The sequence below is a fragment of the Psychrobacter maritimus genome (assembly GCF_029953575.1).
GTDB lineage: Bacteria > Pseudomonadota > Gammaproteobacteria > Pseudomonadales > Moraxellaceae > Psychrobacter > Psychrobacter maritimus.
This window is the reverse complement of record NZ_CP124526.1, coordinates 400,924-416,674: the sequence shown is the minus strand read 5'-3', so window position 1 is coordinate 416,674 and position 15,751 is coordinate 400,924. Positions and strand designations below refer to the sequence as shown.

Genomic DNA, 15,751 nt, shown 5'->3' with positions numbered 1-15,751 from the left:
CGATAACTTATACACGCTCAATGATGGTCGCGATGCCCATACCGCCACCAACGCATAAGCTAATCATGGCGGTTTTTAGGTTACGACGCTCAAGCTCTTCAAGGACGGTAGTAAGCAGCATCGCACCCGTTGCACCTAATGGATGACCCATGGCAATCGCACCGCCATTGACGTTGACTTTATCGAGTGAGATACCTAAGTCTTTTGCTGTTTTCATCGGTATCGCCGCAAAGGCTTCGTTAATCTCCCATAGGTCAATATCAGCGGCGGTCATACCGGCTTTTTTCAGCGCTTTTTGACACGCAGGCGTTGGACCAGTCAGCATAATAGACGGCTCAGAACCGATGACTGAGGCCATAATGACTTTCGCCCGCGGACGCAAACCTGCTTTTTTACCCGCCGCTTCACTACCCAATAAACAAAGCGCCGCGCCATCAACGATACCGGAGGAGTTACCCGCATGATGGACATGATTGATACGCTCAATACTGGTGTATTTATCTAGCAAAACACTATCAAAGCCCATCGCGCCAAGCTTGGCAAAAGACGGTTTTAATCCTGCTAACGTCTCAACCGTGGTGTTAGGGCGAATGGTCTCGTCTTTATCAAGTAGCAAACGTCCATTTAAATCATGCACAGATATTACCGCGTTATCATAGTAGCCAGCAGCCCATGCGTTAGCAGCACGCTGATGTGACTCGGTGGCAAAAGCATCGACATCCGTACGACTAAAGCCTTCAAGCGTTGCAATGGTATCAGCACCCACCCCTTGTGGTGCAAAGCCAGTAGCGGCATTCACGCGCGGATCGGTTGCCCACGCACCGCCATCTGAGCCCATCGGTACACGGCTCATCGATTCAACGCCGCCTGCTACCACCATATCCTCCATCCCCGACATGATTTTACTGGCGGCAAGATTAATGGACTCAAGCCCGGAGGCGCAAAAACGCGACAAGGTCACCCCAGCGACGCTTTCATGCCAGCCTGCATCAATGACCGCAATGCGGGCAATGTCTGCGCCTTGTTCGCCGACTGGCGTCACGCAGCCAAGCACCACATCATCGACCAAGCTGGTATCTAAATCGTTGCGCTGCTGCATGGCATTAAGTAAGGTGCGAACCAGCCAAATGGGCGTTACTTGGTTTAAGCTGCCGCCCGCTTTGCCTTTGCCGCGCGGGGTACGAATGGCGTCATAAATATAAGCCGTCTGAATCATGCTATGTCCTTATAGTCTTAAAAATTTATAATCTTAGAAGCCTGTAATTTTAGAAACTTGTAGTTTCAAAAACCTGTAGTCTTAAAGATTGGTTTAAATGAAAAATTACATAAAGCGTGACGCAAGCTCTTTCATAATCTCATTGGTACCGCCGTAGATTTTTTGCACCCGCGCATCGGCATATAAGCGCGCAATCGGATACTCCATCATGTAGCCATAACCGCCAAATAACTGTACGCACTCATCCATGACGATACATTGTTTTTCGGTTACCCAATATTTGATTAAAGCAGCATGCTGTACCGTTAGTTTATGCTCTACTAATGCTTCGATAGCGGCATCGCACAGGGCACTAGAGGCAATATAATGGCTGTTACATTCGGCCAATTTAAAGCGGGTATTTTGAAAGCTCCAAACAGGCTTGCCAAAAGCGGTGCGCTCTTTGGTGTAATCAATGGTCAAGTCCAATGCCAGTTTCATCGCCCCAATCGCTGCTAATGCCACAATCAAACGCTCTTGCGGTAACTCTTGCATCAATTGTGCAAAGCCTAAGCCTTCAACCGTACCCAATAAATTGGCTTGCGGCACGCGCATATTATTAAAAAATAACTCAGAAGTATCTTGTGATGCCATGCCAAGTTTTTTGAGCTTTTTACCGCGCTCAAACCCCGGCGCATTGTCGGTTTCGACCACAATTAAGGAGACGCCTTTAGCGCCAAGGGAGCGGTCAGTTTTGCAGGCAACGATGATTAAATTACCCAGTTGACCATTGGTAATAAAAGTCTTTGAGCCGTTAATAATATAATCATCGCCGTCTTTGACTGCATAGGTTTTGATGTTTTGCAAATCTGAGCCTGTGCCCGGCTCAGTCATCGCTATTGCGCCGATTAACTCGCCGGTTGCCATTTTGGGTAACCATGCCTGTTTTTGCGCTTCAGTACCATGATGCAAAATATAAGGCGCGACAATCCCTGAATGTAAAAAGCCGCCGAAACCTGCTTGATTGGCTTCAGATTGTGCATAAATCAGCGCCGCTTCATGGCGAAAATCACCACCGGCGCCGCCGTATTCTTCTGGCATTGAAGCACATAAAAACCCCATCTCGCCAGCTTCTAGCCAAGCCTCACGATCGAGCATGCCATTTTCACGCCATTTTTCATCATGCGCTTCCCAATCTCTAAAGACTTTAAGCGCACTCTCATGCAGCATCTCAATCTCTTCGTCCATCCATTTTGGCTTAAAGCAGGCAATAGTCATTGATCCATCCTTGGTTTTAATTGGTCAGCATTAGTATTCATTAATAGGTATAAGCTTGATATTGCTTTCATTACTTATCAAGCCAGCCGCGATTTTGAGCGTAAATAGGCTATTCGGGCTTATCAATATCATAACTGAGTTATTGATTGATAACTATCGGCATTTTCTTGGCTAACAATCCTCGGCTGCTTAGCGCTAATCAGTTAGCAATATCAGGTATCTCAGACATTTTATACTGATAACCAATGTCTCTTATGATGGTTTCGCGCCAAATTCTTGAGTGTATGGGTTGTGTGTTTTAGTCAAACTATCTGACTTCTTTGGGTTAATATAACCTCTACTCGCTATCCGCATTTATTAGGTATTAGGTATTAGAACAAGCTACGATAATTTGGCACAGCAGATACTCTCAATTCTTTATCCCAATTACTTATAAACCTCCTTATAAAAACCCTTTATAAACAAATAAAACATCAACAATAAAATGGGCAGAAATTTATGGAAAATTCAAAACAGACATTATCAAAACAGCCACTACGCATCGATATCGTCTCAGACGTGGTTTGCCCTTGGTGTATTATCGGCTACCGTCAATTGGCTGAGGCGCTTAAGCAAACCAATACCGAACATGAAATACATTGGCATCCGTTTGAGCTAAACAGCAATATGCCAAGCGAAGGACAAAACTTACGCGAGCATATCATGGAAAAATATGGCTCAAGCAAGGAAGAGTCGGACGCTAGCCGCATTAGAATGACTGAGGCAGGCTCCGAAGTCGGTTTTGAGTTTAATTTCAATGACGATACCCGTATGCACAATACTTTTAATCTGCATCAGCTGCTGTACTGGGCAGGTCAGCAAGGGCAAAAGCCGATGCATGATTTAAAGCAGGCGTTATTCAGCGCTCACTTTACCAAGGGTCGCAATATTTCTGATAATGCGGTGCTTGCTGATATTGCCGCGGAAGTAGGACTTGATCGTAGCGAGGCGCTCGCGGTATTAGAAGAGCAGCGTTTTGCTAAAGATGTACGTGCAGAAGAGCAGCATTGGCAACAGCAAGGCATTCAAAGTGTACCGGCGATGATTTTTAACGAGCGACATTTGGTCAGCGGCGCGCAGGGCGTGGAAAATTACGTCAATATTTTAGAGCAATTGGCCACTATGCAAGAGTAGGTAATAAATGAGTACTGCTTAATTTAACGGTTATTTAACATTTAGCTATCATTGAAATTTCAGTAATTATTTAAACATTGGACATTGTCATTGGCATGTCTCTTAGGAATAGTTTTATATGAGCAAAGACAAACTGCTTACCTTATCAGATGAAGCAGAAGAAATCGTTTTGGATAAGCTGAGAGATTATATGAACGCAGAGTTTGATGTCGATATTGGCAATCTGCCCGCTAAGTTTTTATTAGACTTTATTATCGAAACCATAGGTCCACATTTATATAGTCAAGTGATTGATGATATTGAACCTTGGCTATACGATAGATTCACGGCAGTGCTAGAAGATATGCATAGCTTTAAAAAAGACTAAACGATAAACATAAAAATGCCGCCCCATAATAAGGGCGGCATTTTTATTTTATAACACTGTTATTTTAAAAGGCTAAATTTACAATCCCTATTATTAATAATGATGCTTAAAAATGAATAACCGTACGGATACTCTCACCTTTATGCATCAAATCAAAGGCTTCATTGATATCTTCTAATGGCATGGTATGGGTGATGAAATCCTGTAGTGGAATCTCGCCTGCTAAATAACGCTCAACGTAGCCGGGCAGCTCTGAGCGACCTTTTACGCCGCCAAATGCTGAGCCGCGCCAGACGCGACCAGTCACTAGCTGGAATGGACGGGTTGAGATTTCTTGCCCAGCACCAGCAACACCGATGATAACCGATTCGCCCCAACCTTTATGGCAGCACTCAAGCGCTGAACGCATGACATCGACATTACCGATACATTCAAACGAATAATCAACGCCGCCATCAGTCAATTCAACGATGACCTCTTGGATTGGCTTGTCATAATCTTTTGGATTAATACAATCTGTTGCGCCCAATTTTTTGGCAAGCTCAAACTTACTTTCGTTGATATCAATCGCAATAATACGGCTGGCGTTTGCCATTTGTGCACCGATAACCGCTGATAGTCCAATACCGCCTAGACCAAAGATAGCAACGGTCGCGCCCTCTTCAACTTTTGCCGTATTCATGACTGCGCCCATGCCAGTGGTGACGCCGCAACCGAGCAAGCAAACTTCTTCTAACGGCGCTTCTTTGTTCACTTTTGCTAAGGAAATCTCTGGCAACACCGTATATTCAGAGAAAGTTGAGCAACCCATGTAGTGATAGATTGGCTCACCATCTTTATAAAAACGCGTGGTGCCGTCTGGCATTAAGCCTTTACCTTGGGTTTCGCGTACGGCTGAACACAGGTTTGTTTTACCTGAAGTACACATTTTACAGACGCCGCACTCTGCGGTGTATAAAGGAATAACATGATCGCCGACTTGCACGCTGGTTACGCCTTCGCCAATTTGCTCGACGATACCGCCACCTTCATGACCTAAGATAGCTGGGAATACGCCTTCTGGGTCTTCACCAGATAAGGTAAACGCATCGGTGTGGCAGACGCCACTAGCAACGATTTTTACCAGCACTTCGCCTTTGCGTGGCAGCATCACATCCACTTCTTCGATAGATAGTGGCTCATTTGGCCCCCAAGCAATGGCGGCTTTAGATTTAATAAATTTATCTGACATAATATTCTCTCTTTTAATTAATTTATCATTGATTACACCCAGACCAATTTAGCTTATAGTGCTGATTGAGTAGAGGCAAGCCACCATTGTTGCGGTCTGTAAAAAGTTTGATTTTATACTAATCATTATAGTCGTTTCTGAAATGATAACAATGTGCTATATTTGCAAATATCTTTTACACAGTGGTAATAATCATGCGCTGGGATGGTATTAGTGAGTTTGTCTATGTAGCAGAGCACGAGAGCTTTACGCGTGCGGCAAAAGAATTGGGCATCTCAACCGCGCAAGTCAGTCGACAGATAAGCGCTTTAGAAAAACGCCTAAATATTAAATTACTCTATCGTACGACGCGCAAGGTATCACTGACAGAAGAAGGCCGCGTGTTTTATCAGCACTGCCGCGGTGTGCTCGATGGCTTGGATGCTGCTGAGCAAGCGGTGAGTAACTTACAATCAAAGCCGCAAGGCAGGATTAAACTGACCGCTCCTGTCACTTATGGCGAGCAGCAACTGTTGCCACTGGTCAATGATTTCATGGTGCAATATAGTGATATCGAAGTGACGGCTTTTTTGAGTAATCAAAAAATCGATCTAATTGATGGCGGCTATGATTTAGCGATTCGTATTGGTAAATTAAGCGATTCGACGATGATGGCAAAAAAACTTAGCCGTCGTACCAACTTCGTTTGTGCTGCGCCCGCTTATCTCGAAAAGTACGGCACACCAAGTTCCTTGAGCGATCTGAGTCAGCATAACTGCTTACTTGGCACTCGTGATTATTGGCACTTTATAGATTTTAAAGAAACGGATTCTAAAAAAACAGATTATGGAAAAAACGCTGATAAAGAAAAAAACCTGCGCGTGTCTGGCACGGTGCAATATAACAGCGGTCATAGCCTAGTTGATGCGGCGTTAAAAGGTCTGGGTATCGTGCAGTTGCCTGACTATTATGTGCAAAAATACTTAGCATCAGGCGAGCTGGTCAGCTTATTGGATAACTATCGAGAGCCTGAAGAAAGCATCTGGGCTATTTATCCGCACAACCGTCATTTATCGCCAAAGATTCGATTGCTAGTAGATTATCTGGCAGAGCGTTTGGCTTAATAAAGCTTGAAAGTGTCAATTTGAAATAAAAGCTGCTCATTATTATAAGTTTAATAGACGCATTATTTGTAAGATTTAGACCGTGTTATTGGAGCGTTTAACTCTACTTTTAACTTCTTGGCACATTCGATAATCTTTTTTCGACCAGCAGGAATAGCCCCATATTCAATCGCTATCTCTCGCATTTGTACCGTCACATCATAGTGCGGGTAACTGGCATGACGGTGGAATAAACGCGAATCTACTTCAATCAGCGCTGCAAAGTCATGCAACTCTTGCAGGGTATCTGCCAGCATATGGCACCACTTATAGCCTTTAAATTCTATCTGCATAAAATCCACATATATCGCCATAGAGTCGCCTCCTTTATTATCATTAGCTATTTTATCATGTGCTAAATAAGGCTTTCACAAAACAGCCATTAGAACAATTCACGTGCATCTTTCTTAAGCTGTTTCAGTACGGTTTGGTATTCGCTATCATTGGTTTCAAGGCTGCTTAGACGTCCATAACGCAGCTGACGATAGTCCTGCCTCATCTGGATGATTTTTGCTTGGACAATGTCTGAATGACCGCTATCTGTTAGCTTACTAACTTTACTGCTCTTATTACTACTTTTAGCATTGGTGTCAGCATTGGTGTCAGCATTGGTATCAGCGTCGATATCAGTATTTGAATCAATTTCTCGGTCATCAACCGCTATTGCCAAGCGCTCAAGCCAAGCCAGCTGCCCTTCGCTCTCTTGACGAGCCAGCGCTTTATCACTTTTACCAATACGTTTTGATAACTGTGCAAGTGGCAGGTCTGCTGGATGCCAACGCTTACGGCGACGTTGCCAAATGACAAAGACCAAAATCACCATGACGGTAATAGCACTCGCCGCTAGCCAAATAATTTGCTGCGTGATTGAACGGATGTTAAACCATTTGAGCAACGAATCGGCTTGCTTGTCCTGATCGTAACCAACGACATCTTTTTGCCAATAGTAGCTCGCTTGGTCGGAGAGGCGGCGTAAGGTTTGTAGCATTTGATACTGCTGATAGCTGATTTGCGCACTAGCGCCATCACCGAACATTGTCGCCCCTTGTGCCTGTGTCAGTGCATCCATACCCTGCTCGACACGCTCAGGCGCAACAAAAGCCGTCGGATCGACACGTACCCAACCTTGACCGTCAAGCCAAACCTCCGTCCAAGCGTGCGCATCCTTTTGCCGTACTTCCCAAACATTGCCGCCGCGGCTCAGCTCACCACCCTGATAGCCTGCGACGACGCGTGCTGGAATGCCAGCGGCGCGCATCATAAAGGTAAAGCTAGAAGAATAATGCTCACAAAACCCCGCTTTGGTCTCAAATAAAAACTCATCAATACGGTTATTATTCAGTCGTGGTGGAGACAGTGTATAACGAAAGTCCGTTTGGTTAATCCAGCGCTCAAGTGCTTGCATGTAGCGTACTGGGTCTGAGTCTGATTGAACAAACAGCTGCTGCGCCAATGCTCGTGCTTGCGGATTGCCGTCAGCTGGTAGGGCAAGATTTAGACGGCGCGACTCATCAGAGAGAATCCGATCGATACGCATCGGTGCAAATTGCAATACCTCGTAGCGCAGCTGTTGGGTCACCGGCTGGTCTTTTAATAAGGTAAAGTCTGAGGTGATACTGACGTCTTGGCGCTGAGCAAAAGGATAATCAAGTCCAAACAGCCAGTTTTGCTGCGTTGGCTCTAGGATAATCTCATAGTTGGTCGGTGCAACTTTTACTTCATCAGGGATAGTTGCAAAGGCATTCTCAATCCAAGCAGGTGTTTGCGGTGCAGGCTGCCATTGTCGTTGTTGAGGGCTAGGACGCCAAGTGACTCCATCAAAGTCGCTAAATACCAAACCGCGCCAATAGAGCTGCTGCTGTGGTGGGCGGTTATCTGCAAACTCTACCCGAAACGCAAGCTCGGTCGATTGTCCTAAATTGGCAAAGTCACCGGGCGACATGCTATCAGAGACACCCGTGGTCGCTTGCTGACCTGAGAGCTGCACTGACCATAGCGGTGGCAAGCGCGGAAAGAACAAAAATAGCACGACCAATAACGGCAATGCCCCAAGACCTAATACACCTAAAGTACGCAAGCGACCATCACCACGAGCATTGCCGTCGTCATTTAGCGCAATAAATGCCAACAACACAATGACTGCCCCGACGATTACTTCTAACGTCGTCACAAGACCTTGATCCATTAAGAATAGCGCGGCAAGGACAAACAGTGAAAGATTCAATACCACATAAGCATCACGGCGCTTATACATCTCCCACAACTTACTGATGAGACATAGCACCAAAAACGCTACGCCCATATCGAGACCGAAAGCGGTATTATAAGTCAGCCACAGACCTGTAAGCCCCAATAAGAAGCCGAGCATTTGCATGCTTTGATAGACACGTTTTAGATGCGCTAATTTTTTAAATCGCGCTTTCACACGCGGCAGCTGAGCAATGATACTGACCACTGCAAAACCCATTAGCCATAACGGCAAATGCGCTGCATGCGGTAAGATAATAACAACTTGAGCAATTAATACCCAATAATAGGCTGGTAAGGCGAGTAGCTTGCGAGTCCATTTAGCATTGCTGCCCTGCATAGCATGAGCATAGGTATGAGCATTGGTATGAGCATTGGTATTTTGACCCAAAGCCAACTGCTCAAAGCTTATAGATTCTATAAAGTCTGATTTGTTAGAGCCAATAGAGGCATCGATCGCTTTTTTTGAAAAAAATATTTTAGAATTGCTCATATTAGTCATGGCGCTTTTGCCAACCTTAGCAAGCACGCTTGCGCAAAGCCATTACCGTCACCCATCGTCGCAGCAGAAGGCGCGTCGCCGGCTAAACGCATGTTAAATGGCACACCCAACTCACCTAATGTCACTACGCCATAAGCCAGTTGTGCGAGTTTTTGTTCATGATGCGCCGCTGGCATATCAGCATAATCCAACGTTTGCTCATGACCGACAGGGTCGGCAAAATGCTTGGTAAACATTCCCTGACCGCGCGCCACGTGACCCCAAGAAACCCTTGCTAGCGACTCACCTTCGATATAGTTATCTAGCCGCTCAAAATCGTCCTGACCTTGCCTAGTCTGTCCACCCGTTGGCAAATCCTCCTGACTGGCAACGGAATACTGCGCTTGCCAATCGAATGTTTCAGGTTTTGGATATACCCAAGCGCGACGGGCAAAATAGACATAAGACCATGCGCGCATAATACCTAACGGATAAACGGTTTTGATGGTTAATCTTGGTAATGTCAGCTGCCCACGATTGTGCGTTTGTACAGGCAAACGAATCACTTGCTCGCCTTGCAGTCGTGTCACCAGTATCGACTCTTGAGTACTAGCACTATTTTTGATTTTTTTACTGGCTTTTTTATCTGTCTTATTATTAACCTTACCGTCAGTCTGCTCAAAGCTAAATAATAGCTGCCGTCTTGGTTGGCGGCTCTCACTAATCAGCTGTAAGGTCACCCAGACAGGCGCACCTGCTTCTGCCATGGTCACTTCTATTAATTGTACTTTAAGACCTGAGATATGGGCAAAGGTCACATGAAAGCTGATAAGCCAAACGCTGACCAGATAAAAACACAGACCCAACACCAAGTTATTGCCATAGTTGATACCAGCAATAAAGGTGATGATTAATAACACCGCATATAGCAGCCCTTCGCGGCTAAAAAAGATATAGACATTACGCAAATTGAGCGTGGCGCTATCGCTTTTTGGGGCCCGCGTGGCAAACCAACGGCGTAATGCGGAACTAGCTGGTACGGTAAAGGCTTTTGGCAAAAGGCTCATGACTACCCTATTCTTAAAATTAATAGTCTTATCGCTAATAAACGAGCAGCTTTGGAAGTAAATCTATTATGAGCAAAAAAAATGGTCAAACAATAACAGCCACTTCTGCCAAAATGCGTTGGGCGATGGTCTGAGTCGCTTGCCCACCAGTCACATGCGCGGGCACAAAACGCTGACCGAGTCGATGATCGGTGACGGCAGCAAACACGGCTTGGATATCTTCAGGCGTGACCTCCATATGCCCCGACACATAAGCATAAGCCTGTGCAGCACGCTGTAGCGACAGTACGCCACGTGGTGAAAGACCATGATACTCAGAGCTTGCACGTGTTTTGGCGACCAGTCTTTGCAGATAATCTAAAACCACATCCGCGACATACACCTGCTTGACGCCTTGCTGCGCTAATAATACAGCCTGCGTATCAAGCACCGCGGGCAGCTCTTTTAATAGCTCGCGGCGGTCTTGACCTTTTAGAAGCTCGCGCTCCGCGGCAGGTGATGGATATCCTAGCGACAAGCACAATAAAAACCGATCTAGCTGCGATTCAGGCAGTGGATAAACGCCCGCTTGCTGCAATGGGTTTTGGGTGGCAATGACAAAAAACGGCTGCGGCAACGCATAAGTCTGCCCATCTTGGGTTACTTGCCGCTCTTCCATCGCTTCTAGTAATGCACTTTGGATCTTGGGGCTGGAGCGATTGATTTCATCAGCCAGCAACAACTGAGTAAAGATAGGACCGGGACGAAACTCAAACTGCTGTTTGCTTTGGTCATAGATGCTCATACCCAAAATATCAGCCGGCAGCATGTCATTGGTAAACTGCACGCGGCTAAAGCTCAGACCGAGTAATTGCGCTAAGCCTTGCGCCAACGTCGTCTTACCCATGCCCGGCAAATCTTGCAACAATAGATGCCCACCTGCCAGTATGCCGCTCAGCGCTAACTTGATGGCTTGCGGTTTATCTAATACGATTTGATTTAACTGCGTCATTAGCTGAGCAATTTTTTGCTGGTTGCGGGGATAGTCATTGGCGGCAGGGTTCATTATCAATTCTTAGCTCATTTTTTATGGTAATGATTATTTTAAATAGCCATGTGAAATAATCAGGTTAAATCGGGCGTTACTTTATATCATCAGCGGTTGGCACCGGTGCACGAAGCGTTGATAGATAAGCAATCACATCGGTACGCTCCTTAGCATCTGGCATCGGATCTGATAGCATTTTCGAGTCTGGCATGGCTTTTTCTGCATCAGCGATATAAGTATCTAGCGTTTTAGCATCCCATACCCAACCTGATGCCTTAAGCCCTTCACTATAAGTATAATCTGCAAGCTCAGCCGCTTTGGCACCATAAATATTCATCAACTGCGGACCTTTTTTATTGAGTCCAGGATTTAGCTGATGACATTGACCGCAAGCATCTTGATATATAAGCGCACCATTATCGGCGTCGCCCTCGGTATAAAGTGGCAACGTTACAGGATCGCGATAGTCAGGCGGCGTCTTCTCACAAGCGCTGAGCAATAAAACAGCGGCAAACATACCGCTTAATTGATATTTTTTGAGTATAGACATGTTGTAGAAATCTTTAATTGAGGGGCATTGGCTATGTATGCGTCTACCTCGACCATTATACAAGGCAAAGAGTGATGAACCTACATAGCACTGCGTAGGAAATTTGACATACTCCCACCACTTTCGCTAAGCTCAAGTGGGGGATTCTAAAAGCGTTAGCGCTTAGGCGACTTTCTCACGAATGTCACAAGTTTTCTGTTTCAACGGGCGACCTTTACCGCATCCTCCCTCCGCAGACAAAACGGCATGTCCTGCCGCAAGAATATTTTTAGCTGCATTCACATCAGCATTTGCTTTATGCCCGCATTTGACGCACTCAAATTTAGCCTGAGTTTGTCTATTCTCTTTGGTAATATGCTGACATTGGGAGCAGGTTTGGCTGGTGTAGCGTGGGTTTACTTTAATGAGCACCCCGCCTTGCCAGTGCTGCTTGTACTCAAGCATATCAATCATCATGCCCCAGCCTTGATCCAAAATGGATTTATTCAATCCTGACTTGGCTTTGACGTTACGCCCTCTGTTTTCTAGCGTACCGCTTGCAGATTTCGACATATTGGCTACTTTTAAGTCCTCACAAGCAATCATGGCGTGGTTTTTGCTGATCGCGGTGGTGATTTTATGCAAGTAATCATGGCGAATATTGGCGATGTGATGGTGTAATTTTTGAATCTTACGGTTCTGCTTTTTCCAGTTTTGACTGAATAAGACTTTTCTACTTAATTGGCGCTGTAATGCGGCCAGTTTAATTTGATTGGCTTTAAAGCTATTTTTGGGTTTGATGGTTTGACCGTCTGAGGTGGTAATGAGTTTAGTGATACCCATATCCAAGCCGATGGCACTTGTGGCAGGGTGTCGTGGATTTTCAGTTAGCTGCGTTTCGGTGCCAAACGACACGTACCAGTGACCTGATTTCTTGCTGATGGTGATGTTTTTAATGGTGCCGATGATGTCTTGCGATTTTCTAAACTTCACAAAGCCAATACCGCTAGGTAGTTTGATGCGGTTGCCTTCAATACGGCAATACTTATCAAACTGAACAAGCCTGATTGAGTCGCAGCCATCGGATTTACGTTTAAATCTTGGCATCAGTTGTCGTAGTTGAATCTCTGTGCCATCGCTTAGCTTAAAGAACTTGGGTTTTCGGAGCTTCTTTTTATTTTCTTTGAGCCTAGCATGAACTTTAGGGTCGAAAAATCGTGACCAAGCAGAGGCGAGATCACGTACTTTTTGTTGTAAAGATACGGCGTTGGCATGGGTTCTTAAGAAGTCAAAATCAGGATTGTTCTTTAGATCCATGATTTTATTAACCAAGTTGGTGGCATTAATAAATTCATTTTTAGCAAACATCTCAAATGAGATCGCTAGTATTTGATTCCAAACAAAACGTGCAGAGCCGACAAGATTATTTAGAATAATCTGTTGCTCTGCATTAGGCTCAAGCCTAAATTTATACGCTTTGTTGATTTTCATTACCGCAACTAATTTTGTTTGATAGAATATAAATTCTAAAGATTATTTAGATTTCATACAGTAGCTAATTTGTATAAAAATATAATAAACACTAGGCGAAATTCACCTCCACCCTAATGTCGGGTGGAGTCCTCTTTCGCTTTTAGATAGTGTTGGCGTAGCATCGCAATCAGCTTATTAGCTGCCTCCAGCACAATATTGAGTAATGTCAGACGTTGCCGATCATCTATAGCTGCCACGCGCAACTCTGTAAGGACTTTTTCTAGCTGCTCTGTTTGCTGCGCCTCCGTTTGCATGGGCAACAGCGCCGCCCATTTAAGCAAGTGCTGCTCATCTTTATTAAACGACTTCGTTAAATTAATTGATTTCGTTAACGTCCGCGATGAGCGCGCATCAATGCTTAGATACTGTTGAAACGTCGATAAATTTACCATTACTATCCTTAGTAATTACGCAAGTTATCAATAGGTCTATGCAGGTTTAATGCTTTATTTACCTCAGCAACATTAACCTTAGGCATGACTATTACCTGACCTATTAACGATTTTTTAGTACTGTTTTTTAATGGCTTTTCTTTATTTGGCACTGGCCGCTGCGCTTTCATTAATAACTGCTTTAATCGTTCTTTGTTTACTAAAACTAAAATACACCATATTGCCCATTTTAAGCATCGTTGTAAATATCAATCGGTACTTTAAACGGTTTATTTGGCAACTCTCTGACCAATTTCGGCACTAAGTAACCGGGCAATACGGCGAGTAACGACCAATAAAGCGCAATAGCGGCGCCCACATCACTATCAAAATGAGCCGCGCCTGCCACTTTATCCAACACATGCAGATAATATGGCAGCACGCCAGCGGCAAACAAGCGCTGATTGAGTGCCGTTTGCACCGCCACGCTGTCATTGATATCCTTTAATAAGACTGCTTGGTTTAATAAGGTCACGCCAGCGGCGCGCGCACGCTGCAAGTACTCAGCGGTCAGCGTATCAATCTCATTGGCATGGTTACAATGAATCACCATGACGATTTGACAGCGGCTTTGCGACAGTCTATCCAACAAAGCATCATCTAAGCGCGCTGGAATCACCAATGGCAAACGGGTATGCAGCCTGATGGTGGTCAGTTGCGGAATCGCCTCTAAGGTATCGAGCCAAGCAAATAAGCGCCTGTTGGTGACATTTAATGGGTCACCACCGCTTAAAATCACTTCATTGATTTCAGGATGGGCGCTGATATAGTCGATAATGTGTTGTTTGGCATCGGCGGTTGGCATATTGGCGCTATAGTCAAAATGCTGGCGAAAGCAATAACGACAATGAATCGCACAGGCACCGGTAATCGTTAACAATATTCTTGACTGGTATTTATGCAATAAGCCTTTCACCGGATTGTGCGTATTTTCACTTAAGGGGTCGGCCACGTAACCGGTGACAGCGATTTGCTCTTTTTTATTGGGCAATACTTGTTTGAGCAGAGGGTCATCACCGTCACCGACCGTCATTTTTGCCACAAAAGCGCGCGGTACACGCAGCTGAAAGTGCTCAGGTATATAGACCTCTGAGCGCAGTGATTCCAGCTTTAAAAGTCCAAGCAGCTCATCAATAGAGGTTATCGCTTCGGATAATTGCGTTTGCCAGTTTTTTTGTGTGATTAAATGGTTTATCATGACAACCTTATACCTGTGCCCAAAAGCCGATATTATACGCTCTTAGTGCGTAAGCTATCAAAGCGTACGAATTATTCATAAAACACTGAGCATCATAAGCGATTTTAGCGCAGCAAGGCCCAAACCCCACATCCAATTAGTGATGACAATACTTACAACCCTTAGGAGTCTTCCGTGGCAAGTTTTTCTACTAACGAATTTAAAGCTGGTCTCAAAGTCATGCTCGATGGCAACCCTTGTGCCATTCTTGAAAACGAGTTCGTCAAACCTGGTAAAGGCCAAGCTTTTAACCGCGTTAAGCTGCGCAACCTTCGTAGCGGCAAGGTATTAGAGCAAACGTTTAAATCAGGCGAGAGCTTGGAAGCGGCTGATGTGCTAGACACTGAAATGAACTATCTATACAACGATGGTGAATTTTGGCACTTTATGCACCCTGAAAGTTTTGAGCAGTTACAAGCTGACAAAACCGCGATTGGTGATGCGATAAAATGGCTAAAAGACAACAGTAACGCCCTTTGCACCATTACCTTATTTAATGGTGTGCCATTATCTGTAACGCCGCCTAACTTTGTTGAGTTGCAAATCACTGAAACTGATCCTGGTCTCCGCGGTGATACGTCAGGCGGCGGCGGTAAGCCTGCCAAGCTAGAGACAGGCGCGGTGGTACGCGTGCCATTATTTGTCCAACAAGGTGAAGTGGTTCGTGTTGATACGCGTACCGGCGATTACCAAACGCGCGTTAGCTAAGCGTTTTTATGCCTGACATGTTTTATTAAATAAAAAAAGCTTAACCGCTTATAAGTGGTTAAGCTTTTTTAGTGCTGAATGCTTTAACGTCCGTTCTTTTTTAAA

Annotated in this window: 15 protein-coding genes; 4 read left to right on the top strand and 11 right to left on the bottom strand. The window is 45.0% G+C overall.

The genetic code is table 11. The features are described 5' to 3' along the window. Positions 1-7 precede the first annotated feature (7 nt). Both QJS82_RS01830 and QJS82_RS01825 read right to left on the bottom strand, forming a co-directional pair. A complete protein-coding gene (locus QJS82_RS01830) occupies positions 8-1,213 on the bottom strand; it encodes an acetyl-CoA C-acetyltransferase (RefSeq protein WP_281491653.1) in 1,206 nt (401 codons plus the stop codon). Between the two features lie 108 nt (positions 1,214-1,321). Further along, a complete protein-coding gene (locus QJS82_RS01825) occupies positions 1,322-2,473 on the bottom strand; it encodes an acyl-CoA dehydrogenase family protein (RefSeq protein ID WP_281491039.1) in 1,152 nt (383 codons plus the stop codon). A gap of 498 nt (positions 2,474-2,971) precedes the next feature. Here QJS82_RS01825 and QJS82_RS01820 point away from each other — a divergent pair, with 498 nt between their 5' ends. Beyond that, the gene (locus QJS82_RS01820; RefSeq protein WP_281491038.1) at positions 2,972-3,646 is read left to right on the top strand and encodes a DsbA family oxidoreductase; all 675 of its coding nucleotides are present in this window, start codon (positions 2,972-2,974) and stop codon (positions 3,644-3,646) included. A gap of 118 nt (positions 3,647-3,764) precedes the next feature. After that, positions 3,765-4,013: a DUF2164 domain-containing protein gene (locus QJS82_RS01815; protein ID WP_281491037.1), complete on the top strand. Its 249-nt coding sequence runs from the start codon at positions 3,765-3,767 to the stop codon at positions 4,011-4,013. A gap of 106 nt (positions 4,014-4,119) precedes the next feature. Here QJS82_RS01815 and QJS82_RS01810 read toward each other — a convergent pair whose 3' ends face one another. Continuing rightward, positions 4,120-5,244, bottom strand: a complete 1,125-nt coding sequence (locus QJS82_RS01810; RefSeq protein WP_281491036.1) for an S-(hydroxymethyl)glutathione dehydrogenase/class III alcohol dehydrogenase — start codon at positions 5,242-5,244, stop codon at positions 4,120-4,122. 194 nt (positions 5,245-5,438) lie between these two features. Between QJS82_RS01810 and QJS82_RS01805 the strand changes: the two genes are divergently transcribed. Further along, positions 5,439-6,347 (top strand): LysR family transcriptional regulator, encoded by a 909-nt coding sequence (locus QJS82_RS01805; RefSeq protein ID WP_281491035.1) that lies wholly within the window; start codon positions 5,439-5,441, stop codon positions 6,345-6,347. Positions 6,348-6,409: 62 nt separating this feature from the next. Here the strand turns inward: QJS82_RS01805 and QJS82_RS01800 are convergent, their stop codons facing one another. From QJS82_RS01800 to epmB, 8 genes are all read right to left on the bottom strand, one after another. Continuing rightward, positions 6,410-6,700, bottom strand: a complete 291-nt coding sequence (locus QJS82_RS01800; protein ID WP_281491034.1) for a DUF4031 domain-containing protein — start codon at positions 6,698-6,700, stop codon at positions 6,410-6,412. A 68-nt stretch (positions 6,701-6,768) separates the two neighbouring features. Beyond that, entirely contained in the window at positions 6,769-9,126 is a 2,358-nt protein-coding gene (locus QJS82_RS01795; protein ID WP_281491033.1) for a transglutaminase TgpA family protein, read from the bottom strand. 5 nt (positions 9,127-9,131) lie between these two features. Beyond that, positions 9,132-10,181 carry a hypothetical protein gene (locus QJS82_RS01790; RefSeq protein ID WP_281491032.1) on the bottom strand — a complete coding sequence of 350 codons (1,050 nt, stop codon included), beginning with the start codon at positions 10,179-10,181 and terminating at the stop codon, positions 9,132-9,134. An 85-nt stretch (positions 10,182-10,266) separates the two neighbouring features. Then, complete coding sequence (locus QJS82_RS01785) at positions 10,267-11,226, bottom strand: AAA family ATPase (protein WP_281491031.1); 960 nt, start codon at positions 11,224-11,226, stop codon at positions 10,267-10,269. 76 nt (positions 11,227-11,302) lie between these two features. Continuing rightward, complete coding sequence (locus QJS82_RS01780) at positions 11,303-11,758, bottom strand: c-type cytochrome (RefSeq protein WP_281491030.1); 456 nt, start codon at positions 11,756-11,758, stop codon at positions 11,303-11,305. 162 nt (positions 11,759-11,920) lie between these two features. Then, a complete protein-coding gene (locus QJS82_RS01775) occupies positions 11,921-13,228 on the bottom strand; it encodes an RNA-guided endonuclease InsQ/TnpB family protein (RefSeq protein WP_281491029.1) in 1,308 nt (435 codons plus the stop codon). A 113-nt stretch (positions 13,229-13,341) separates the two neighbouring features. After that, positions 13,342-13,662 carry a cyclic-di-GMP receptor FimW-related protein gene (locus QJS82_RS01770; RefSeq protein ID WP_281491028.1) on the bottom strand — a complete coding sequence of 107 codons (321 nt, stop codon included), beginning with the start codon at positions 13,660-13,662 and terminating at the stop codon, positions 13,342-13,344. A gap of 229 nt (positions 13,663-13,891) precedes the next feature. After that, complete coding sequence (gene epmB / locus QJS82_RS01765; RefSeq protein ID WP_281491027.1) at positions 13,892-14,899, bottom strand: EF-P beta-lysylation protein EpmB; 1,008 nt, start codon at positions 14,897-14,899, stop codon at positions 13,892-13,894. Positions 14,900-15,073: 174 nt separating this feature from the next. Between epmB and efp the strand changes: the two genes are divergently transcribed. Continuing rightward, on the top strand, positions 15,074-15,646 hold the full coding sequence (efp, locus tag QJS82_RS01760; protein ID WP_201563216.1) for an elongation factor P: 573 nt from the start codon (positions 15,074-15,076) through the stop codon (positions 15,644-15,646). Positions 15,647-15,751 lie beyond the last annotated feature (105 nt).

Bases quoted from the DNA above. Each gene is read 5' to 3' on its own strand.
- QJS82_RS01825 (WP_281491039.1), bottom strand. From the start codon at position 2,473: ATGACTATTGCCTGCTTTAAGCCAAAATGGATGGACGAAGAGATTGAG.
- QJS82_RS01820 (WP_281491038.1), top strand. From the start codon at position 2,972: ATGGAAAATTCAAAACAGACATTATCAAAACAGCCACTACGCATCGAT.
- QJS82_RS01815 (WP_281491037.1), top strand. From the start codon at position 3,765: ATGAGCAAAGACAAACTGCTTACCTTATCAGATGAAGCAGAAGAAATC.
- QJS82_RS01810 (WP_281491036.1), bottom strand. From the start codon at position 5,244: ATGTCAGATAAATTTATTAAATCTAAAGCCGCCATTGCTTGGGGGCCA.
- QJS82_RS01805 (WP_281491035.1), top strand. From the start codon at position 5,439: ATGCGCTGGGATGGTATTAGTGAGTTTGTCTATGTAGCAGAGCACGAG.
- QJS82_RS01800 (WP_281491034.1), bottom strand. From the start codon at position 6,700: ATGGCGATATATGTGGATTTTATGCAGATAGAATTTAAAGGCTATAAG.
- QJS82_RS01795 (WP_281491033.1), bottom strand. From the start codon at position 9,126: ATGAGCAATTCTAAAATATTTTTTTCAAAAAAAGCGATCGATGCCTCT.
- QJS82_RS01790 (WP_281491032.1), bottom strand. From the start codon at position 10,181: ATGAGCCTTTTGCCAAAAGCCTTTACCGTACCAGCTAGTTCCGCATTA.
- QJS82_RS01785 (WP_281491031.1), bottom strand. From the start codon at position 11,226: ATGAACCCTGCCGCCAATGACTATCCCCGCAACCAGCAAAAAATTGCT.
- QJS82_RS01780 (WP_281491030.1), bottom strand. From the start codon at position 11,758: ATGTCTATACTCAAAAAATATCAATTAAGCGGTATGTTTGCCGCTGTT.
- QJS82_RS01775 (WP_281491029.1), bottom strand. From the start codon at position 13,228: ATGAAAATCAACAAAGCGTATAAATTTAGGCTTGAGCCTAATGCAGAG.
- QJS82_RS01770 (WP_281491028.1), bottom strand. From the start codon at position 13,662: ATGGTAAATTTATCGACGTTTCAACAGTATCTAAGCATTGATGCGCGC.
- epmB (WP_281491027.1), bottom strand. From the start codon at position 14,899: ATGATAAACCATTTAATCACACAAAAAAACTGGCAAACGCAATTATCC.